We start from the raw sequence: 20,594 nt of genomic DNA on the forward strand, positions 1-20,594 counted from the left end.
GCACTCCATCCACCAGGAGGCTCTTTTTTTTTGTATTATGATATGAATGACGATTACAGCAAGTAACCTCTGAGGAAAGGGTGACCATTGCCAGTGAATATTTTTGAGCCTTCCGATGTGTTGAATGCTTTGCCCAAGCAGTTTTTCGCCGCGCTGGTTGCCAAGGCCGGCCTTGTCGCCGCCGCAGGACATGATGTGATCCATCTTGGACAGGGGAATCCCGATATGCCTACACCGGCCCACATTGTAGAAGCACTGCAGGCGGCAGCGGCTAACCCGCTGAACCACAGGTATCCGCCGTTTCGCGGCCACAGCTATCTCAAGGAAGCGGCAGTCAGCTTTTATAAGCGGGAGTATGGAGTGGAGCTGGATCCGCAGCAGGAGATCGCCATTCTGTTCGGCGGAAAAACCGGACTGGTTGAAGTGGTGCAGTGTCTCCTCAATCCGGGGGATATAGCACTTGTGCCGGATCCCGGATACCCTGATTATTGGTCAGGCATCGAGCTGGCCCGGGCGGTCATGGAGAAGATGCCGTTGACTGCGAAACATGGATTTCTGCCCGCTTATGGAGATATCAGCCCGGAGCTTGCCGCTAAGGCCAAGCTGATGTTCCTCAATTATCCGAACAACCCTACCGGTGCTGTAGCTACGGAGGATTTTTTCGAGCAGACCGTGAGCTTCGCGGCAGAACACAGGATTTGTGTTGTGCATGATTTCGCTTATGCTGCCATCGGGTATGATGGACAGAAGCCGCGCAGCTACCTGCAGACGCCGGGGGCCAAGGAGAACGGCATTGAGATCTATACTTTGTCAAAAACCTATAATATGGCCGGCTGGCGCGTGGCCTTTGCTGCCGGTAACGCCAGCGTTATCGAGAGTCTGAACCTCTTGCAGGATCATATGTACGTGAGCCTGTTCGGGGCAGTGCAGGAAGCAGCTGCGGCTGCGCTGCTGGGACCACAGGATGCTGTCCGGGACAATCTGGACCGCTACGAGTCGCGGCGCAACCTCTTAATCGGCGGCTTGCGGAAGATTGGCTGGAAGGTGGAGGCGCCTAAGGGCTCGTTTTTTGCCTGGCTGCCGGTTCCGGAAGGCTATACCTCACTGAGTTTTGCCGATTTGCTGCTGGAGAAGGCGCATGTGGTGGTAGCTCCCGGTATTGGTTTTGGTGCTTATGGCGAAGGTTATGTGCGGGTTGGGCTGGTAAGCGATGAAGCGCGGCTTGCAGAAGCGGTGGAACGGATAGCGGAACTGAAGCTGTTTTGATCCGGTTTATCCATAACGATTAGAGGGATGATATGAGGCGATTTTGTATGAGGCATTTGCGTGTGCGGGTAGCGGCTGTTTATAAGTAAATCCTGAGGGGTATCTAACCTTAGCCCGATCAGAGACCTATGTGCACCTGAGAGGAAGGGCAGTGAAATGGAGGACTTACATATGAACAACAAACTTCCGCAAGCGGAATGGGATAACAGGGTAGAGCAGGATATCATAAACGTTGTGAATTATTATTTATCGGGTGGCTCCCTGAAGGCTGCAAAGGAAATGGACAAGGCCCAGGAGCTGCTTGCCGATGTATTGAATGGCCGGGAGGCGCGTGCGCACCGGCAGGCTCTCGGCGGAGTGATTACAGAGATTAGCCAGCTGTCCGGCATGCCGGGTTTCAGCAGAGAACTGCTTGAACGGCTTGCGCTTGAAGTCAGCGGACTGGACACAGACAAGCTTCGAATATTGGCTCCGCAGACGACACGTCATAACCGGGTAGACCCTTATGTGAACGGACCGCAGTGCCTGGAAATGATCCTTGAGGAAATCGGGAAGGCGCGCCGTTATATTCATCTGTCCATAATGCTGTTCTTTAACGACCATTCGGGAAATCTGATAGCGGAAGCGCTGCTGCAGGCACTAAAACGGGGTGTCGAAGTCCGCATCATGGTGAATTATACGGTTACCGCACTTGGCTATGGGAAGAATCTCGAGGTGGGTAAGTTCTCCAAGATCTCTACGATGCTGGAGAATGCAGGGGCCAGGCTGCTCGATACGTTCAACTCCTATTATTCTGCGGCAGAATGGAGTGAGAAACGGGCGGAGCTGAAGTCCAGAGGGGTATCCGAAAGTATTCTCTTCCTGCAGGATAAGGTACAGGAGGACGTGGAGATCACAGGACTTAATGTCATTGACCACCGGAAATTCATGGTCATTGACGGGATTACTTCGATTGTCGGCAGCCTGAACTTCGGGGATCAATATACGTATCAGACGCCGATAGAGGCCTCTTCATCGGTAGAAGTAGACGGCCGGCCGCTGGGCATTCCAAGCGGGGAGGAGGAGTGGCATGATGGCTGCTTCCGGATTCAGGGCGCAGCGGCGTTGCCGCTGAATGCTGCTTTTCAGTCAAGATGGCTGTTGCTTGGGGGCGATCATTTTGATCCGGAAGATGACTTCTACCATCCTGATACAAATTATGCATTCGGTGAGGAGGAGTGTACGCTCTTCGTGAGTTTTCCGGGCAACCCCGTTAATCTGATCCAGCAGTATTATCTGGATTTGATTACTTATGCAGCCGAGGAGACAGTGATCGTGAACCCCTATCTGATTGATCAGGCCTTCTGGGACCGGCTGGGTGAGCTTGGCCCGGACTGTTCCTGCCATCTGGCCATATGCAATCCGCTGGAAGTCAATGACCACCCGACGAACCGGGCGGCTGTGCGCAGCAATATGTATGAGCCTTTTCTTAACGGCGTTTCTTTTTATGATTACAGCTTTACGGGGCGCTTCTCCCACTGGAAAATCACCTATGACCACAGGTCGCGGGCCGTTTTTCACGGCTCCTATAATATCAATGAAAGAAGCGCCTGCCATGACTTTGAGCTGGGACTGCTGGTCAAGGGAGAAAGATTCGCGAAAAGGATCAAATCCATGATTGATTATGACCTTAGTGTTTCGAAAAAGATCAGCGACAAGAAGGAGTTCTTCAAGCATCCGTGGATGCATCCCAGCACTTATCTAAATAAGGCAACCCAGAACTACACCTGATCGTTAATGGGATCACTATCCTGTATAATAAACGGTAACACTAAGATGATGGAGCGGAAGAGATGAACATAACAATATTGCGGAACGGCCCCCGTAAGAACGAAGTGTATTTTGCTGCGGAGTTTGGCCAAGGCAAGGGGATATGGAATGGTAATCCTGTGGAAACGGGTGAGGAGCTTGAGGTCGAATTTGAGCTCTCCCCGCTATTTATGCGCTGGGTGGATATTGTCCCTGTAAGCGGCGTGGATTACGGCATCCGAATGGATGGGGATAAGTTAATTTTAACCGGGGTGCTGGAGAATATTGAGGCAGACGGAACAGGTTATCTGCGGATTGCCGGCGACCTGATCATGTTCGAATGTCTGGGCGAGCCGATGGCGCTGGGCGGTTATGTGGAGATCCGGACCGGAGCGCTGGGCATATATCCTGTATTATTGTAAGCGGGGCCGGTGCTGCAGCCGTATACGGCATGCAATTTACTGTCGGCGTAGCAACTGCACAAGAAATAAGCTAAGATAACAATAGATTTGAAGTAAAGCTATGAGGAGCAGAAGTCCAATGAACAGCGATATTCAGCAATTTAAGACGGAATTTTTCAAGGCGCTGGCTCATCCGATGCGGATCCGCATCCTGGAGCTGCTGAGCGAAGGCGAGAAGAATGTGAACGAACTGCAGGCGATTCTCGGCTCGGAAGGCTCCGCCGTATCCCAGCAGCTTGCTGTACTCCGCGCCAAGAATGTAGTAGCCAGTGTAAAAGAAGGAACCACCGTCATTTATTCTCTGCGCGACCCCCTGATTAAAGACCTGCTGGCGGTAGCCAGACAGATATTCGATAACCATCTTGTGAATGCCATTTCACTCCTGGAGGGCATCCGCAGCGAATAACCCCGGACCATCCGGGGGGCGGATTTCCCGTTGACAAGAGCGGCAGGCAGGAGTAATGTTGCTCTTATATTCAAATAATCAGATATTCAAAGAAAAGAAGGTTAGATGATGACAGGGTGGGGCCGCTTTAAAGGCTACAGCATTGCTTCTCTGCGTAAGGATATCATTTCAGGGACGATCGTCGGCGTTATTGCCATCCCGCTTGGGATGGCTTTTGCTATTGCCTCGGGCGTGAAGCCGGAGTACGGGATTTATACAACCATTGTCGCAGGTATACTAATCTCCTTATTCGGAGGTTCGAAATTTCAGATTGGCGGACCTACGGGAGCCTTTATTCCCATTTTGTTCGCGATTGCCATGGAGTACGGGTACGAGAACCTGCTGATTGCAGGAATGATGGCCGGAGTCATCCTCGTCGTTATGGGGCTGCTGAGGCTGGGAGTTCTGATCAAGTTTATCCCGAAGCCGGTAACCATCGGCTTTACCGCAGGGATTGCCGTCATTATCTTCAGCGGGCAGATCGCCAATTTCCTCGGCCTGAAGGATATGGAGCGGCATGAGAGCTTCGTGGACAACATGCAAGAGATCGGCCAGCATATCTCAACGATCAATCTGTACAGTGTTCTGACAGCAGTCATTTGTCTGGCGGTTGTCGTGCTGGGCATGCGCTTTGCGCCCAAGGTGCCGGGATCGCTGATCGGGTTGCTGTTCGCAACGCTAGTTGCGGTGCTGTTCTTCAGCGGCAAGGTAACTACGATCGGCTCTGCATACGGCGATATTCCAAACACGCTGCCGAGTTTTCACTTCCCGGTGATCACCTGGGAGCGGATCAGACAGCTGCTTCGTCCGGCGTTTATCATCGCCATGCTGGGGGCGATTGAGTCGCTGCTGTCGGCGGTGGTAGCCGACGGGATGACTGGCAGCCGCCATAACAGCAACCGTGAGCTGATCGGCCAGGGTATCGCGAATATAGCCGCACCTATGTTTGGCGGCATCCCGGCCACAGGTGCAATTGCCAGAACCGCCACCAACATTCGCAGCGGGGCCGCATCCCCGCTGTCGGGAGTGATTCACGGTGTCGTAGTGTTCCTTATTCTTCTGCTGTTTGCGCCTTATGCTTCCAGCATTCCGCTTGCGGCCATGGCGCCAATCCTGATGGTGGTCGCCTGGAATATGAGCGAACGCAAGGAATTTCTGCACCTGCTGAAGCTCAAAACCGGGGATTCCCTGGTGTTGTCCCTTACCTTCCTCTTAACGATATTTGCGGATTTAACGATTGCGGTAGAGGCCGGGCTGGTGCTTGCCGTAATCCTGTTTGTGAAACGGATGGGTGAAGGGCATCTCGTATCTAAGGTGCTGCCCGACCCCTCGTCGGTCAAGGTAGAGGCGCATATGGTAACGGAGAGCCATGATTGCCCGCAAATCGGAATTTATAATGTGGAAGGCCCGTTGTTTTTTGGAGCAGCCTACAGATTCGAGTCAACGATGCCGGAGCTTGGACCGGACCTTGCAAAAATTATATTGCTGCGTATGGGCAAGGTACCGTTTATGGATACCACCGGGGAGGCCAATCTGTCTGGGCTGGTGAAGCAGCTGCAGGCAGACGGAGGAAGGCTGATGATCTCCGGCATTCAGCCGCAGCCGCTTGATCTGCTGAAGAAGACGGGACTGTACGATAGAATTGGGGCCGCGCAGTTTTTTGACCATACTGGAGAAGCGATCAATGAAGCGCTGGAACTGATCAATCCGGTCCGCTGCGCCGGCTGCAGGCATGGGGCATTCCGGGAATGCGGCGCGTTGTGCGGTCTTGAAGAATCACCGGGCCGCAGCGTCTTTAGAGCCCGCAAACCGGCAGTGGCGGGTAAACTGAGCAGCGAAGTTTAAGCACGCACTGCCGAACCAGCGGGAACAGCATGGGGCCCATCCCTGTGTTGCTAAATTTCATCATAATATAACAGCCCGGGTGCATTTTGCCCGGGCTGTTATATTATAATGGACTAATGACTGCCAGATTTGTACAATTAACGTAATGAATCTGTTCTATACTGGAACAGATCTCACTTCGATTGATAAGGAGACCGCACCCTAATGAAGGAATTGAATTATCCTAAAGTATTCATGCTTTTGGCAGGACTGTCACTGGCGACGCTGGCTGTCTACCGTGTGGTTTCGCTGCGGACCGATACGTTTTTTGATTTTTTGCTCTGGAACTTCTTTCTGGCCTGGATTCCCTTTTTATTCTCCATGGCCGCTTACGGCCTGGATAAGCGTAAGGTTTCCGGGCTGCTGCTGCTGCCGCTTGGCATAGCATGGCTGCTGTTTTTTCCGAATGCGCCCTACCTGATGACCGACCTGCTGCATTTGACGATTAGAAAAAACATATATTTCGTAGACGGAGTTGTTCAGAGCCGGTATTGGTACGATTTAATTACCTTGCTGCTGTTCACCTGGAGTGGCTGGCTGACCGGTTTTTTCTCCCTGTACCAATTTCAAAGCGTCATCTTCCGCAGAAGCAATCTGCTGCTCTCCTGGATTTTTGTCCTCGCAGCCTGTGCGCTGGGCGGATATGGCGTATTGCTCGGCCGGGTATACCGGCTCAACAGCTGGGATGTTCTGACCGACCGGCATCAGCTCTACCAGCTGGTGGTTGACAGCCTGAACCGGCAATCGCTCTTCTTCAGCCTGTTCGTCGCAGCTGTTCTGCTGGTCATCTATGCCACGCTGTATTTCCTGCTGAATGGTCTGGGCACAGGGAGTGTGCAGGCTTATTCCAAAGGCGGAAAAAGATAATCGTCTTGCTCCGGATGGAACTGAAACAACTCCAGGTCGATCACGCCATGATCATCAAAAAGAACGCCTTCTCCCAGCAGATACAATCTTTGTGTAGAGACTGCTTCGTCTTCGGCAAGTGCAATTTTGCCCTTGGAATTAACAACTCTATGCCAAGGCAGCTTGTATTTGCGGCTCATGGAATGGAGAATGCGCACGACCTGCCGGGCCGCCCTGGGGCTTCCTGCTGCACGGGCGATCCCGCCATAGGTCATAACCTTTCCCTCGGGGATGGATTGAATAATACAAATAACCTTCTCTGTAAATGGTGTCATAACGGCTCCTTAAGCTTACGTAGGCAGTAGTATCTTCAGATCATTACAATGAATTATAACAGAGGGGGCATGTGGTTTGGGAACATTGATACCCGATAAACGCGGGATGAAGCTGATGTCCAATGAGCCGAAGGGGATTGGCGGCTGGCTGGTGCTTGTGCAGATTGGACTTTTTCTTACTATTTTTACTTTGATTTTATCTGTAATTCATTTTTTCTTCACAACGCTTGGCGGAGAGGTATGGGATATACTTACTTCACCGGATTCTAACGTTTATGACCCGCTATGGAAGCCGACATTGATTTTCGAATTGGCAGGCAACGTTGTCTTTCTTTTATTTGCTGCTTTTCTGGTCGTGTTGATGTACCGCAAAAAGGCTTCTTTTCCGCGCTGGATGATCCTTTTTTATGCCGCCAATACGCTGTTTCATATCGTTGATTACGTGCTGCTCACCAATATTCCGCTGCTTGCCGAGTTCGGAGAGGATCCAGACGTGCAAAGTATTGGCAGAAGCATGGTTCTACTCCTGGTATGGATTCCTTACTTTATACGGTCGCGCCGAGTGCGCAACACATTTATCAATTAACTACATAGCACACTCTTTCAGAAGGAGCCGCAGCCGCGGCTCCTTTTTTTGCAAATATAAGAATTTATATGCTTCACGCTATAAATTATCCTTCTATTTCTCGCTGAAACGGATACCGTCCTTTTGAGGACGGCGAAGCCGTTTCCACTTGTGAGAAGCAAGCTCATAATTTCCTCTACAGCAAAAAGTTGGGGAATAGGAGTTAGAGTGTCGGGGGATAATCAGATCAAAAGAATAGTGACGGGAGTGAATACTGTGAAGAATACAGAGGCTGTGGACACACGCGACCGTTCTTCCGGCAAAATATCTTCTTCCCAGTCGCTCAGTCCCTCATTGGATGAGACGGTGGCTCTATTCCGGCGTATCTTCAGCAACGACGGGACACTGAGAGTACGGATCATTGAGAATACACATAACACGCGGATCCGCTGTGGCCTGATTTATGTGGATGGGATGACTGACCGGGATTTGATTCAGAATGGAATTACCAAACCGCTGATGACCTACGAATTCCTGGACAAGGATCTGGGAACCCCGGCAGAGCTTATGGAACTTATCCGCCTTCGGATTATCAATATCAGTGACATTATGGTCTCTACGGATTTGGATGAATTAATAGGGGCCATAGTGGGAGGGAAAACGGTATTTCTGCTGGACGGATACGCCGGTGCGCTGAATATTAATGCCCAAGGCTGGCAGACCCGCGCCATTGAAGAACCTACGACAGACAAAGCGGTCCGGGGCCCAAGAGAAGGCTTCAATGAATCGCTGATGACCAACCTGACCCTGATCCGCCGCAGAGTGCAGAATTCCGATTTGAAGTTTGTATTTACCGACATCGGTACCCGGTCTAAAACCCAGGCCTGTATCTGCTATATGGAAAGCCTTGCTTCACCGGATATTCTCAAGGAGCTGCATAGAAGGCTTGCGAGGGTACAGCTCGACCATTTGCTGGATACCGGCTATCTGGCCGAGCTGATCCGTGATGAACCTTATTCGCCTTTTGAGATGATCGGCAGTACGGAACGGCCGGATTCGGTGGTGGGTAAGATCATGGAGGGCAGAATTGCCCTGCTGATTGAAGGAAGTCCGTTTGTCCTGACGCTGCCCTATGTTTTTGTGGAGAATTTTCAGGCCAGTGAGGATTATTATATCGGTTATATGTTTGCTACTTTCAACCGTTTGCTCAGAGTGATGGGAGCCTTCATGTCCATCAGTATTCCTGCGCTTTATGTCGCACTTGTTACTTACAGCCAGGAGATGGTTCCTACATTACTGCTGCTAAGTATTGCCACCGCACGATTATCGGTGCCCTTTCCCACAATAGTCGAGGCAATTCTAATGCTGACCATCTTTGAGATTCTGCGTGAAGCAGGGGCGCGGATTCCCAATTCCATTGGCCAGGCGGTCAGCATTGTAGGCGCGCTGGTGCTGGGCCAGGCTGCGGTGGATGCGCGGATCGTCAGTGCCCCGATGGTCATTGTTGTGGGACTTACCGGGATTACCACCCTGCTGAATCCCCGGCTCACCGGACCGTTAATTGTAGTCCGGATCCTTTTGCTGCTGATGAGCTTCTTTTTTGGAATCTACGGCTATTTCTTTGGCTTGCTCGGTTTGGTCATCCATTTGATGAGCCTGCGCTCCTTCGGAGTTCCCTATATGCTCGGGGTGGGCTCGATCCGGCCGCAGGATATCAAGGATACCGCCATCCGTGCACCTTGGTGGGACATGTATCTGCGTCCGGCGATCATCGGGGCGCGCAACATGAAGCGGAAGCCACCCAAGAAACCGGTTAAGCGGTTATGAACAGGGGACAAAAAATACTGTCTGCGCTGCTCTCTGCAGTGCTGCTGTTTATCATGTCGGGCTGCTGGAATTATACCGAAATTGATGATATGTCCATCGTGGCCGGCGTAGCCATCGACAGAAACAAGGCGGACGGCAAGCTGCAGATGACGGTGGAAATAGTGGACACCCAGGGCGGACTTCAAGAGAACCAGGCAGGCTTCAAGACGCTTAGTCTTACAGGAGATACGATATTCGAAATCGCCCGGAACATGATATCCATAACCGGCAAGAAGCTTTTCTGGAGTCATGCCAAGGTGATTATTTTTAGTGAAGAGGTTGCGCGGGAAGGTTTGATCAAAGCGATAGACTGGTACAGCAGGGATACAGAGACCCGATCCGATGTCTTTATTTTTGTATCCGAACAGAAAAATGCACGGGATGTAGTTAACCAGAACAGTACAACAGAAGCGATTATGTCCTTTGAACTGGCACAGATGATGCGTGATGAAAAGTATGTCAGCAGCGCTCCGGTTGTGGAAATCTGGGATTTCATCGACAAGCTGGAGACCTCAGGTTATAGTGCCGTCGCACCGCTGGTGTATATCAATGAGAAGAACGGGCAGAAAAACGAGCGTGTGGATGGAGCAGCAGTATTTGTAAAGGATAAAATGGTCGGAAAATTGAACGGGAAAGAGGCGAGAAACATGCTTTTCGCCAAAAATGATATAAAAGGTGGTGTACTGGAGGTGAATAATGCGCAGGGGACTCCCGCTTATTCACTTGAAATATTATCAAGCAGGACGAAGGTCAGGCCTACAATGATAGATGGTAAAGTTCATATACAGATCAATACAGTGACGCATACCGGGCTGGATGAAGTAATGACTGCAGCGGGTTTATCCAGCAACGAGAACATAGCGGCTATTGAAAAACGCGCAGGCGAGGATTTGCAAAAGGAGATACTCTCCTTAATTCATAAGCTGCAGCAGGAATACCATGCCGATATCTTTGGCTTTGGCGAAGCTGTTCATGAGAATCTGCCCAAGACCTGGACCAAACTCCGCGAGCAATGGCCGGATCAATTTGTCAATCTGAATGTGGATGTCAGCTCCAAGGTGATCATTCAGAGTACTGCCAAAACTACACGGGCGATTAAGCTGGGGGATTAGCATGGTCATTTATGTAGTGCTTATGTATGCCGTTGTCGTGCTGGTTGACCCCTATGGTCTGCTCAAGCAAGGGAAGAAGCGGGATTTTTACGTTTGCTCCGCGCTGTGCCTGATCTCCTTCTCCCTGGCTTTTGCCTTGTCGATGCATTGGGAAATTCCCAGTCCCTCAGAGCCGATCGTTTATTTGATTAAAAAGCTGTTCTAGAATGCACTCCTGAAAGGAGGGGAAGACATGAGCAAAGAAATCGTACCGGCGGGACAGTCGATCAGCATAGCAATCCTGTTTATTATCGGCAGTTCGCTGTTCATGGGAGTCTCGGGGCAATCCGGCAACAGCAGCTGGATCGGACTGATTTTTGCCATTGTGCTGGCGGTTCCGCTTATGCTTCTCTACGCGAGGCTCCATACGCTTTTTCCGGGCAAGGATCTGTACGATATGCTGCATACGGTGTTCGGCCCAATTCTGGGGAGGATGTTCTCCTGCCTGTATATCTGGTATACATTGCATCTGGGATCGCTTGTGCTGCGGAATTTCGGGGAATTCAGCAAGACGGTGGCCTTAACTGCGACACCAATGTTAGCACCGATGCTGATCATCGTCCTCCTCTGCATTTGGGTGGTGAACGCGGGACTTGAGGTGCTTGGGAGAAGCGCCAAATTTCTGCTGCTGTTTACAATAATGGCGACTGCCATAGCACAGCTGCTTTCCATTCCCAAGTATGAGTTCCATTATTTGAAACCGCTGCTGGAAAGCGGCTGGGGACCTGTCTTTACGGATGCAATAGGCTCCTTTACCTTTCCGTTTGGCGAAATTGTTGTTTTTCTCGGCGCGTTTAGTGTGCTTCCGAAGAAAGGTTCAGCGTTTCGGGTGCTGCTCAGCAGCCTGCTGATTGCAGGAATCATTATGCTCTTCGTTACCTTGCGGAATTTGCTGGTGCTGGGTCCTGAAATTTTATCCAGCCTGTATTTTCCCTCCTATGTCGCTGTGAGCAGAATTAATGTGGGGGATTTTCTCACCAGAATCGAAGGTTCGTCCTCCATTACTTTTGTAACTGCGCTGTTCATTAAAACCAGTTTGTGTCTGTATGTAACCAGTAATGGAGTAGCCAAAGTGTTCAAGCTGAAGAGCTACCGTTCCGTTGTGCTGCAGATGGGCCTGATCATGGTCTATATGTCTGTCTTTATCTACAAGGATATTCTTCAAATGCAATACTTTGCCTACCATATCTACAAAATTTATGCCCTGCCGTTTCAGGTGGTCATTCCGCTGCTCTTATGGATTGTTGCCGAGTTTATGTCCAGAAAAGCTAGCCGCAAGCAGACAGCCCCGCAGCCGTAGTGCCGGATCTGAAAAGCTTGAATTCCACTGCCTCCCGGACCGGGCTTTTTTCGTGATTTCCCAGCTGCAGGGAAGATAGCTATAATGATAGTCATAGAGAATAGGATGTTTGCGACTGTAAAGGTGGAAGGGGCTGTTGGCTTAACGATGAATACATATGTACTTGTATATGACAGCTTTGTTCAGTTTGAGGTAGTTTTGGCTGCTTATTTTATGAAGACACAGAGCGAGGTCCATACCTTGGGGCTGAACAGTATTCCCGTTATTTCCTGTGAGGGCTTCTCTATTAACCCGTCAGCGGTACTCGGGAATATTGACGTGAACGCTATAGATCTGCTGGTTATCCCTGGGGGTGAAGTGGAAGAGATTGCTGCGAATGAGGGGCTGCTTGCCTTGATCCGCAGCATGAACGCTTCAGGTAAAACGGTCGCAGGTATTTGCGGCGGGGTTACGGTTCTGAAAGCTGCCGGGGTTCTGGAAGGCAGATCCTATGTGGACAATCAGGAGGGCAGGGAAGCTGAGGAGAGTTCCAAAGGATTGCCGGACGCGGGAACATCAGACGAGGTCAATGTAATCAGGGACGGAAATATCCTTACGGCTAAGCCCAACGGGTATGTTGATTTTGCGCTTGAACTCGGCAGGATGATGAACATTTATCAGGACGAGGCTGATCTGCAGGAAACGATTGATTTCTTTAAATATTTCAAATCCGTTTAGAACGGCTGATGACGGATAACGGGAAGGAGAAGGCATTATGAGTGTATCACGTATCGTTATGTCCTCGCATTGGGGCAGGGAAGTCAGACATAAATATGTAGCCCAAGGCGAAGCGAAGGCACTGGCTGTCGTCTTTCCGGGGAAGGATTATTCCGTGGAGCGTTCGCTGCTCGATTATGCGGCCAAGGTGGCCCGGGAACATGGCTGCGATCTGCTGCTGCTGGAGTACGGCTATCAGAGTGCACGGGCGGACTTTAAGCGCGAAGACATGGATATCGTTATAGAGGAATGCAAGGCGGCGATTGCTGCGCTTCCTGCACTTCCCGAATATGAACAGCTGCTGTTCATCAGTAAAAGCATGGGTACGGTCGTAGCCGGAAGAGTGGCGGCCGAAATGGGTGTTCAGCAGAAGACAGCCCACCTGTATTTAACTCCGCTTGTAGACTCCATCCCATGGATAAAGCAGAGCCGGGGCAGCATGATCTACGGCGGCAGCGATCCGCTGTTCAATGAACAGCATTCCGCCGAGATCACCGGACTGCAGAATATCAGGGTATACAGGATCGACGATGCCAATCATGCGCTGGAGGTAGGCAGCGTCAATGAGTCGCTGGCGGTGCTTCTGGTGATTATTAATTTCTATCATGAATTTTTCCGCGATGCGTTGCATTGAATGGAGCTATCTAATCTATCTCAAGGAGTGGAGCGTATGATACTGGAAGCGGCAATGCTTCAGGGAATCCGGACAATATCAGCAATGGAAGGCGCTGCTGCACCATTATTACAGCCCATTCCCGGCCGTAGAACATTTTGAACGTATCCATCTGGAATAAACGGGAGGCGTAACATAAGATGCAGGGGAAGCAGGTTGGAAAAGGGCGCACGGCAGAGGTGTGGGAGCATGGCGAAGGAAGGATCATTAAACTCTATAACGGGAACATTCCGGAGCCGTATGTGGAACGGGAATATCTGATTAGTAAATATGTATTTGAACAGGGTCTCCGCACTCCCGAGCCGCTGGAGCTTGTCGAAATTGACGGACGTAAAGGAATCGTATTTCAGCAAATTCAGGGCCGTTCCCTGCTGGGGATTATCAGCGGAAAGCCCTGGCAGCTCGGCAAATATGCCAAACAGATGGCCAGACTGCATTATAACCTGCATCAGCTGGAGGGAACAGAAAACTTTGGCCGGCAAAAGGCGGAGCTGAGAAAAAGCATTATTGCAGCACCCATGCTCACCATGGAGGAGAAGTCGGCGGTGCTGGACCATCTGGAAGGACTCCCGGAGGGGAATAAGCTGTGCCATGGAGACTTTCACCCCGACAATGTTCTTATCAATGAACAAGCCTGGATCATCGACTGGATGACCGGTATCTTGGGGAATCCTGCCGGAGATGCGGCGCGTTCCGTACTTCTCTTCAGTATGGGCGCTATGCCACCAGGAGCCTCCCAGTTGGCGAAATTTGTTATAGGTTTTATGAGACAAAGGCTTACTAATGGATATATCCGGGAATACCTCGCATTGTCGGGGCAATCCTACGCCGCAATAGACGGTTGGATTCTGCCCGTAGCGGCGGCGCGCCTTGTTGAGGGTGTTCCTGTGCAGGAGAAGGAGCAGCTTGTCCGGGAAATCCGTAAACGTCTGAGCAAGAGTTCGGCCATTTGAATTACCTATGGGAAGAGGTGTGCTATGACTACATATATTGCGCTGCTGCGCGGCATTAATGTCGGCGGCAACAAAATCATTAAAATGCAGGATTTGAAAGGCATGTTCCAGGCACTGCAATTTGAGCATGTCCGCACCTATATCCAGAGCGGCAATGTTGTATTTGAAAGCACGGAGGTTTCAGGCCACCAGCTTGCTGCAGTGATCGGAGAGCAGATCCGGGAGACCTTTGGTTTTGACGTTTCCGTAATTATCCGCAGTCTGGAAGAGCTGGAAGCAGCAATTGAGGGCAACCCTTTTCAGCTTACGGAAGCTGACGAGTTCAAGCGGCTGTATGTCTCGTTTCTGGCTGATGAACCTACGGCGGAGGCACTGGAGAAGCTGCGTCCCTACGAGGATGGAGCGGATAAGGTGAGGGTAACAGGCAAGGAGATGTACACGCTGTATGAGGTGAGTGTAAGCCAATCACCGCTGTTTAAGGTTCAGCTGGACAAGCTTCTGGGGACGTCTATTACCGCCCGCAATTGGAATACGGTAAACAAGCTGGCTGCATTAGGACGCTCGGTTTAAAATACAAATCACGTAATTATGGTTTTGCGGTTTATGCAATCCGCTGCATTTATGTACATAGCAGTCTTTAAACGAAGCTCCGGATTCCGGGGCTTTTTTTGATGTCTTGATAGGTTTCCCCTCTGAATCTTCCTTGGTTTTCCCGCAGAAAAGAATCCTTCGGCGCGATACCAAGTGCCGCCAGCACCGGGCAGCCTGCGCTATTAGGAAGGCTATGCCGCTCTCCTAGCTTTCAGCAAACATTCAGCCACATTTCATTATGAGTTAAGGTACGGATGCAATAATACAGCTAATCAGAGATTGGACCGGGGGGCAGAGCACTGCCGGAATGATTGAGTTATAGAGGAATGGGAGTGGAGAGAGATGAGACTGCTTAAGAAGCTGGGTTCAGATGTTGTGCTGCTGTGCATCTTGCTGCTTGCAGCGTTTCTGTACGGCTATGGAATCTGGAATGATCAATATGTAAATACGTACTATACCACTGCGGTGGGCAGCATGATGCAGAGCTTTCACAATTTCTTCTTCGCATCGCTTGACTCTGCAGGTTCAGTAACGGTGGATAAGCCGCCGGTTACATTCTGGATTCAGACGGTCAGCGCCCTGATCTTCGGGCTGCATGGCTGGAGCGTCATCCTGCCTCAGGCACTTGGCGGTGTAGGATCAGTGCTTCTCGTATACCTGATGGTCAAGCCAACCTTCGGCAGAACCGCAGCGCGGTTAGCGGCACTGGCCATGGCTTCCACACCGGTAGCCGCTGCTGTCAGCCGGACGAACAATATTGATGCCATGCTGGTGTTCACGCTGCTGCTGGCAGCATGGTTTCTGTTCAAAGGAACAAAGACGAATAGAATCGGCAGTCTTCTCGCTGCATTTGGGCTAATCGGAGTTGCCTTCAATGAGAAGATGCTGCAGGCATATATGGTTTTACCGGCATTTTACCTCTTTTATATTCTGGCCGGCAAAGTGAACTGGAAGAAAAAAACCGGGGTGTTGGCAGCCTGCACCGCAGTACTGCTGGCGGTTTCGCTCTCCTGGGCCGTCATTGTCGATTCCATTCCAGCGAGTAAACGTCCCTATATGGGCAGCAGCGGCACCAACTCTGTATTAAATCTGGCCTTTGGATATAACGGGGTATCACGCTTAACCGGCGACCGCAGTACTGGTGGCGGGGGCAGCGGTGGAATGCCGCCCAATGGCGGCGGAATGTTCGGCAGTGGCGGTGAGATGCCGGCAATGAATGGTGAGATGCCGGCGATGAACGGTGGGATGCCGGCGTTAAATGGCGAGATGCCGGCGATGAATGGAGCTGATGGCGAACGAAGTGACGGCCGGGGAACACCTCCGGGCCAAACCGATGGTTCTGCCACCGGAGGCCAATCCTCCGAGGATGGCGGAATGCCGGGACAGGCACCGGGAAGTCAAACGGATGATGGAGGACGGCAGTTCGGCGGCGACGTGTTCCAAGGTAATCGCGGCGGCATGAACGGCGGGGGTGGCGGAATGTTCAATACGGGGACAGCCGGTCCCCTGCGGCTGTTCCAATCCGCTCTGTCCGGTCAAGCCAGCTGGCTGCTGCCATTCCTATTGTTCGGGTGCATCGGCATCTTTGCCAGCCTGCGCAGAACAAACTTCACGCAGAAGCATAAGGAGGCACTGTTCTGGCTGGCTTGGCTGGTGCCGGTCATGGGATTCTTCAGCATCGCCGGATTCTTCCATCAATATTACCTGATTATGATGGCACCGCCGATTGCGGCGCTGGCTGGAGCAGGCTGGTCCCAGCTCTGGAGCTATTACAAGGAACGTTCAACCTGGCTTTCCTGGCTGCTACCGCCGGCAGTTCTCACAACAGCGGTTTTTGAATGGTACATTATTCATCCTTATGACGATACCATCGGCAAGGGTTGGTCGATAGGGGTTCTGGCAGCAGGAATGATTGCCGCCCTTCTGCTCTTAATTCTTCGAATAGTTAAAGATAACAAAAAGCCATTTGCACAAGCTGCAGCCATCGCCGGACTGCTTGTGCTGTTGATCGGACCACTCTATTGGGCATTTACACCGATCACCTACGGCTTGAACAGCATGACCCCGGCAGCAGGACCTGACAGCAGCGAAAGCCGCGGAGGCGGAGGCATGGGCCCAGATGGAGCTGGAGCTGGAGGCGGAGGCGGCAGAAACAGTACCTCCGGTGTGAACAAGACTCTGCTGGCCTACCTGAAGGAGCATAATACCGGCGAGAAGTATCTGTTCGCAGCTATGGATTACGGAACGGCAGGCCCTTACATTATCGACGAAGGTGAATCGGTTGTGATCCTGAACGGGTTCAACAGTTCGGATGTGCCTTATACGACCGATACCCTGAAGGCGCTGGTAGAGAGCGGCAAAGTGAAATACTTCCTCGTTACCAGCGGCGGTATGGGCGGCGGACGCGGCGGCAATTCCGAAATCACGAGCTGGATTACCGAGAACGGTACAGAGGTGCCGTCAGCCGATTGGCAAGATACAGTTACAGGCAGCAATGGCGGAACCTTGTACGAGATTACCCTGGACTAATTCTGTTTGCCGGATATACATGAAGCGCGCCGCATTATTTGTCCGGCGCGCTTCATCACTACAATTTGAGGAGGAGCTGCTCATGGGCTACAACGTGCGCTATTCCATAATTATACCGATGTTTAATGAAGAGGCAGTGATTCAGGAGACATACCGCCGGATCAAAAAAGTGATGGGAACGACAGGTGAGCCGTATGAACTGCTCTTCGTCAATGACGGCAGTACTGACAACTGTGCGCAAATGATTGAAGAATACAGCTACTGGGATGAAAGTGTGAAGCTGATCGACCTTTCGCGGAATTTCGGGCATCAGATCGCGATAACCGCGGGTATGGATTATGCACTGGGCGATGCGGTGGTCATTATCGACGCCGATTTGCAGGACCCGCCGGAGCTGATTCTGGACATGATCACAGAATGGAAGCAAGGTTATGAGGTTGTATACGCCAAGCGCATCAAACGCCGCGGGGAGTCCTTGTTCAAAAAGTGGACGGCAAGCGCCTTTTACAGAGTGCTGCGCTACTCAACGGACATCTCGATCCCGGTGGATACCGGAGATTTCCGGCTCATTGACCGCAAGGTTTGCGATGAGCTGAAACGTCTGCCGGAGAAAAACCGTTTTGTACGCGGCCTCGTCAGCTGGGTAGGCTTTCGTCAAAAGGCGATCGAATATGAACGCGATGAACGGCTCGCGGGAGAAACCAAATATCCCCTCAAGCGGATGCTCAAGCTGTCTCTGGACGGCATCACATCCTTTTCCTACAAACCGCTGAAGCTGGCGGGCTACTTGGGAGCGTTGCTGTCCGCATCCGGGTTTCTCTACCTTATGTATGTGCTGTATCTGGTACTCTTTACGGACGAAGCCGTTAAGGGCTGGGCGTCGATGATCGGGATTACCTTGACCTTCAACGGATTTGTTCTTATTATGCTGGGCATTCTCGGTGAATATGTCGGCCGGATTTATGATGAGTCCAAGGGCCGTCCACTCTATATCGTCCAGGAGTTCTATGGCGGCAAACAGCAGCAGGATGTGCGGGAGCGCAGAATGGCTCCTCTTAACAAATAACGAAGGGAGCGATCCAACGTGAAAATCAGAAAAGCTGTGATTCCCGCCGCCGGTCTGGGCACGCGCTTCCTGCCGGCTACCAAGGCCCAGCCGAAGGAAATGCTGCCCATCGTGGATAAGCCGGCGATTCAATACATCGTAGAGGAAGCGGTCCGCTCCGGTATTGAGAGTATTATTATCGTAACCGGCCGTAACAAAAAATCGATTGAGGATCATTTTGACAAATCGGTGGAGCTGGAGCAGACCTTGCTGGAGAAAGGAAAACTGGACCTGCTCCGCGAGGTGCAGGGAATCAGCGAGCTGGCAAGCATTCATTACATCCGGCAAAAAGAACCGCTGGGGCTGGGTCATGCCATTCATTGTGCAGAGCAATTTATCGGAGATGAGCCGTTCGCGGTGCTGCTCGGTGATGACATTATGGTGTCCGAGCCCCCGGCACTCTCGCAGATGATGAAGTTGTATGAGCAGGCGGAGAAGATGATTGTCGGTGTTCAAAGGGTGCCAAGGCAGGAAGTCAGCAAATACGGGATCATTGCTTCAGGAGGTTCCATAGACGGTGTACATGCCGTAAGCGGATTGGTGGAGAAGCCTGTGCCGCAGGCCGCGCCTTCGGAATATGCGATTATGGGCCGGTACATTTTGCAGCCTTCGATCTTTTCGGTGCTGGCTAGACTTGAGCGCGGAGCTGGCGGTGAATATCAACTGACGGATGCTTTGCATGAAGTGTGCCGGAATGAAGGGCTGCTGGCCCTGGATCTGCAGGGCAAACGTTATGATATTGGCGACAAGTTCGGGTACATTCAGGCCACGCTGGAAATAGGGCTGCAGAGGGAAGCGTTGCGGCCGCAGCTCCTGCCGTATTTACGCAAGCTGCTCGGCAGCCTGGAGGGCAGTGAGGAAGCTCAGGCTGTATTGGGGAGTACGGCAGCAGGCAGAAGCAGCCGCATCCTTTGATGCTGAAGCCGGGGCAAACATCAGGCAGACTCAGTGTAAACTTAAAAGGCTGTTCCGGATAATGAGTGGCGTACAGCCATCATAATTTGGAGCAGCTTTTTGTGCAGGCCCGCCAATCGAAACTGTACATGTTACAAATTTAGAGTTGTCACGTGTGCCCTTTGCTGCTAAAGAAAAGTGGATCGTTGCCCCCGCTATCACGTCGCAGTATAGAGAACGGGCAGGTGATCCGCATGAAGGTTATTATTTGAACGCTTGAGTGAACGTAGTTGTATTTACTACAGCTATTTGGTGCGTTAAGGGCCGATTTTAGAGTATAAGTGTATTGGGTACAATTAAAAATTGTGAACCGTGGCGGTTCAGTGGAATTTCGTGAAAATAAATGTACGGAGTGCAGCTACCTCTTCGTAGGCCGCTAAACGTGAAAAAATAGCTGTACAAACTGCAATTATCGGCTGAAAAAGGCCAACCGCAATCGCGGCTGGCCTCGATCCAGCTAAGAGAGGGACTCTTGAAGCGAAGTATCCGCCCGGAGTCCCTCTCGTATGAATATAATTATGCCTTCAGCAGATCATGATCGACATATCTTGCACCGTTCAATTCACTAATGACATTAATGGCGACCTTCGCGCCGTCACCTGCGGTAATAATAGCGTGCACGCTTACTCCGGCAACGGTTCCGGCGGCCCAGATGCCTTCGATATTTGTTTTGCCTTCGGCGTTGACGGCTACCACGGTCTTGATTCTTGGCTCCGTGCCATCCTTGGTTTCCACACCGGCTTTAGCAGCCAAATCGGTCAGGACGCCTGTAGCCAGAATCACATGTTTCGCTTCATAAGTGGCACCGCTCTCGCTTTCAATGACAAAACCTTCACTGCCAGCGGTAAGACCGACAGCTTGATCAGCCACTAATTCCGCTCCGAATTTGACGGCTTGCTTGTGTCCGGTTTCCACGAGGTCGGGACCGCCGATTTCGGAGATTCCATAAAAATTCTCATACCACCCTCTGCGGGTCATTCCTTTGTCATTGTCAATCAGCAGCGTTTTTTTGCCCGCTTTGGCGGCGAACAGGGCTGCACTGGCACCGGCTGGCCCGGCTCCGATCACGGCGATTTCGTACATGAATTCGACCTCCTAAAAGTTTTGTGAGCATAACATCCTTGAA

20 protein-coding genes and 1 pseudogene are annotated in these 20,594 nt (G+C 51.4%); 19 read left to right on the forward strand and 2 right to left on the reverse strand.

Annotated features, from left to right (window positions below; translation table 11 throughout):
• The first annotated feature begins 93 nt into the window (after positions 1 to 93).
• The 6 genes from ACQ76X_RS18770 (at position 94) to ACQ76X_RS18795 (ending at position 6,711) form a co-directional block, all read left to right on the forward strand.
• Positions 94 to 1,266, forward strand: coding sequence for a pyridoxal phosphate-dependent aminotransferase (locus ACQ76X_RS18770; protein WP_438495412.1), 1,173 nt, complete (start codon positions 94 to 96; stop codon positions 1,264 to 1,266).
• A gap of 171 nt (positions 1,267 to 1,437) precedes the next feature.
• Positions 1,438 to 3,036: a phospholipase D-like domain-containing protein gene (locus tag ACQ76X_RS18775; RefSeq protein ID WP_438495413.1), complete on the forward strand. Its 1,599-nt coding sequence runs from the start codon at positions 1,438 to 1,440 to the stop codon at positions 3,034 to 3,036.
• Between the two features lie 62 nt (positions 3,037 to 3,098).
• The gene (locus ACQ76X_RS18780) at positions 3,099 to 3,476 is read left to right on the forward strand and encodes a hypothetical protein (RefSeq protein WP_438495414.1); all 378 of its coding nucleotides are present in this window, start codon (positions 3,099 to 3,101) and stop codon (positions 3,474 to 3,476) included.
• 118 nt (positions 3,477 to 3,594) lie between these two features.
• Positions 3,595 to 3,921 carry an ArsR/SmtB family transcription factor gene (locus ACQ76X_RS18785; protein WP_038585474.1) on the forward strand — a complete coding sequence of 109 codons (327 nt, stop codon included), beginning with the start codon at positions 3,595 to 3,597 and terminating at the stop codon, positions 3,919 to 3,921.
• 108 nt (positions 3,922 to 4,029) lie between these two features.
• Positions 4,030 to 5,805: a SulP family inorganic anion transporter gene (locus ACQ76X_RS18790; RefSeq protein ID WP_438495476.1), complete on the forward strand. Its 1,776-nt coding sequence runs from the start codon at positions 4,030 to 4,032 to the stop codon at positions 5,803 to 5,805.
• Between the two features lie 204 nt (positions 5,806 to 6,009).
• The gene (locus tag ACQ76X_RS18795) at positions 6,010 to 6,711 is read left to right on the forward strand and encodes a DUF1361 domain-containing protein (protein ID WP_076112831.1); all 702 of its coding nucleotides are present in this window, start codon (positions 6,010 to 6,012) and stop codon (positions 6,709 to 6,711) included.
• On the opposite strand, the gene ACQ76X_RS18800 is transcribed toward ACQ76X_RS18795, so the two are convergent.
• Positions 6,687 to 7,025, reverse strand: a complete 339-nt coding sequence (locus ACQ76X_RS18800; RefSeq protein ID WP_438495415.1) for an MGMT family protein — start codon at positions 7,023 to 7,025, stop codon at positions 6,687 to 6,689. The genes ACQ76X_RS18795 and ACQ76X_RS18800 overlap by 25 nt on opposite strands.
• 76 nt (positions 7,026 to 7,101) lie before the next feature.
• Between ACQ76X_RS18800 and ACQ76X_RS18805 the strand changes: the two genes are divergently transcribed.
• The 13 genes and pseudogenes from ACQ76X_RS18805 (at position 7,102) to galU (ending at position 19,429) form a co-directional block, all read left to right on the forward strand.
• The gene (locus tag ACQ76X_RS18805) at positions 7,102 to 7,611 is read left to right on the forward strand and encodes a DUF2569 domain-containing protein (RefSeq protein WP_076112829.1); all 510 of its coding nucleotides are present in this window, start codon (positions 7,102 to 7,104) and stop codon (positions 7,609 to 7,611) included.
• A 255-nt stretch (positions 7,612 to 7,866) separates the two neighbouring features.
• Entirely contained in the window at positions 7,867 to 9,417 is a 1,551-nt protein-coding gene (locus ACQ76X_RS18810; protein WP_438495416.1) for a spore germination protein, read from the forward strand.
• Positions 9,414 to 10,568, forward strand: a complete 1,155-nt coding sequence (locus ACQ76X_RS18815; protein WP_438495417.1) for a Ger(x)C family spore germination protein — start codon at positions 9,414 to 9,416, stop codon at positions 10,566 to 10,568. Before ACQ76X_RS18810 ends, ACQ76X_RS18815 begins: the two co-directional genes overlap by 4 nt.
• Before the next feature lies 1 nt (position 10,569).
• Positions 10,570 to 10,773 carry a hypothetical protein gene (locus tag ACQ76X_RS18820; RefSeq protein WP_038585491.1) on the forward strand — a complete coding sequence of 68 codons (204 nt, stop codon included), beginning with the start codon at positions 10,570 to 10,572 and terminating at the stop codon, positions 10,771 to 10,773.
• A gap of 27 nt (positions 10,774 to 10,800) precedes the next feature.
• A complete protein-coding gene (locus ACQ76X_RS18825) occupies positions 10,801 to 11,907 on the forward strand; it encodes a GerAB/ArcD/ProY family transporter (RefSeq protein WP_438495418.1) in 1,107 nt (368 codons plus the stop codon).
• A gap of 84 nt (positions 11,908 to 11,991) precedes the next feature.
• Positions 11,992 to 12,624 (forward strand): DJ-1/PfpI family protein, encoded by a 633-nt coding sequence (locus ACQ76X_RS18830; protein WP_438495419.1) that lies wholly within the window; start codon positions 11,992 to 11,994, stop codon positions 12,622 to 12,624.
• 37 nt (positions 12,625 to 12,661) lie between these two features.
• Positions 12,662 to 13,297 (forward strand): hypothetical protein, encoded by a 636-nt coding sequence (locus ACQ76X_RS18835; RefSeq protein WP_438495420.1) that lies wholly within the window; start codon positions 12,662 to 12,664, stop codon positions 13,295 to 13,297.
• A 58-nt stretch (positions 13,298 to 13,355) separates the two neighbouring features.
• Positions 13,356 to 13,457 (forward strand): annotated as a pseudogene (locus ACQ76X_RS18840) (antibiotic biosynthesis monooxygenase); the annotation flags it as partial.
• Between the two features lie 19 nt (positions 13,458 to 13,476).
• Positions 13,477 to 14,289, forward strand: coding sequence for a phosphotransferase family protein (locus ACQ76X_RS18845; RefSeq protein ID WP_438495421.1), 813 nt, complete (start codon positions 13,477 to 13,479; stop codon positions 14,287 to 14,289).
• 24 nt (positions 14,290 to 14,313) lie between these two features.
• The gene (locus ACQ76X_RS18850; protein ID WP_438495422.1) at positions 14,314 to 14,859 is read left to right on the forward strand and encodes a DUF1697 domain-containing protein; all 546 of its coding nucleotides are present in this window, start codon (positions 14,314 to 14,316) and stop codon (positions 14,857 to 14,859) included.
• Between the two features lie 363 nt (positions 14,860 to 15,222).
• On the forward strand, positions 15,223 to 17,409 hold the full coding sequence (locus ACQ76X_RS18855) for a glycosyltransferase family 39 protein (protein WP_438495423.1): 2,187 nt from the start codon (positions 15,223 to 15,225) through the stop codon (positions 17,407 to 17,409).
• An 82-nt stretch (positions 17,410 to 17,491) separates the two neighbouring features.
• Positions 17,492 to 18,475, forward strand: a complete 984-nt coding sequence (locus tag ACQ76X_RS18860) for a glycosyltransferase family 2 protein (RefSeq protein ID WP_438495424.1) — start codon at positions 17,492 to 17,494, stop codon at positions 18,473 to 18,475.
• A gap of 18 nt (positions 18,476 to 18,493) precedes the next feature.
• The gene (gene galU / locus ACQ76X_RS18865; protein ID WP_438495425.1) at positions 18,494 to 19,429 is read left to right on the forward strand and encodes a UTP--glucose-1-phosphate uridylyltransferase GalU; all 936 of its coding nucleotides are present in this window, start codon (positions 18,494 to 18,496) and stop codon (positions 19,427 to 19,429) included.
• 555 nt (positions 19,430 to 19,984) lie between these two features.
• On the opposite strand, the gene ACQ76X_RS18870 is transcribed toward galU, so the two are convergent.
• A complete protein-coding gene (locus tag ACQ76X_RS18870) occupies positions 19,985 to 20,551 on the reverse strand; it encodes an FAD-dependent oxidoreductase (RefSeq protein ID WP_438495426.1) in 567 nt (188 codons plus the stop codon).
• Positions 20,552 to 20,594 lie beyond the last annotated feature (43 nt).

The sequence above is a fragment of the Paenibacillus sp. IHBB 3054 genome (assembly GCF_051594305.1).
GTDB lineage: Bacteria > Bacillota > Bacilli > Paenibacillales > Paenibacillaceae > Paenibacillus_AQ.

Bases quoted from the DNA above. Each gene is read 5' to 3' on its own strand.
- ACQ76X_RS18775 (WP_438495413.1), top strand. From the start codon at position 1,438: ATGAACAACAAACTTCCGCAAGCGGAATGGGATAACAGGGTAGAGCAG.
- ACQ76X_RS18780 (WP_438495414.1), top strand. From the start codon at position 3,099: ATGAACATAACAATATTGCGGAACGGCCCCCGTAAGAACGAAGTGTAT.
- ACQ76X_RS18785 (WP_038585474.1), top strand. From the start codon at position 3,595: ATGAACAGCGATATTCAGCAATTTAAGACGGAATTTTTCAAGGCGCTG.
- ACQ76X_RS18790 (WP_438495476.1), top strand. From the start codon at position 4,030: ATGACAGGGTGGGGCCGCTTTAAAGGCTACAGCATTGCTTCTCTGCGT.
- ACQ76X_RS18795 (WP_076112831.1), top strand. From the start codon at position 6,010: ATGAAGGAATTGAATTATCCTAAAGTATTCATGCTTTTGGCAGGACTG.
- ACQ76X_RS18800 (WP_438495415.1), bottom strand. From the start codon at position 7,025: ATGACACCATTTACAGAGAAGGTTATTTGTATTATTCAATCCATCCCC.
- ACQ76X_RS18815 (WP_438495417.1), top strand. From the start codon at position 9,414: ATGAACAGGGGACAAAAAATACTGTCTGCGCTGCTCTCTGCAGTGCTG.
- ACQ76X_RS18820 (WP_038585491.1), top strand. From the start codon at position 10,570: ATGGTCATTTATGTAGTGCTTATGTATGCCGTTGTCGTGCTGGTTGAC.
- ACQ76X_RS18825 (WP_438495418.1), top strand. From the start codon at position 10,801: ATGAGCAAAGAAATCGTACCGGCGGGACAGTCGATCAGCATAGCAATC.
- ACQ76X_RS18830 (WP_438495419.1), top strand. From the start codon at position 11,992: ATGATAGTCATAGAGAATAGGATGTTTGCGACTGTAAAGGTGGAAGGG.
- ACQ76X_RS18835 (WP_438495420.1), top strand. From the start codon at position 12,662: ATGAGTGTATCACGTATCGTTATGTCCTCGCATTGGGGCAGGGAAGTC.
- ACQ76X_RS18845 (WP_438495421.1), top strand. From the start codon at position 13,477: ATGCAGGGGAAGCAGGTTGGAAAAGGGCGCACGGCAGAGGTGTGGGAG.
- ACQ76X_RS18850 (WP_438495422.1), top strand. From the start codon at position 14,314: ATGACTACATATATTGCGCTGCTGCGCGGCATTAATGTCGGCGGCAAC.
- ACQ76X_RS18855 (WP_438495423.1), top strand. From the start codon at position 15,223: ATGAGACTGCTTAAGAAGCTGGGTTCAGATGTTGTGCTGCTGTGCATC.
- ACQ76X_RS18860 (WP_438495424.1), top strand. From the start codon at position 17,492: ATGGGCTACAACGTGCGCTATTCCATAATTATACCGATGTTTAATGAA.
- ACQ76X_RS18870 (WP_438495426.1), bottom strand. From the start codon at position 20,551: ATGTACGAAATCGCCGTGATCGGAGCCGGGCCAGCCGGTGCCAGTGCA.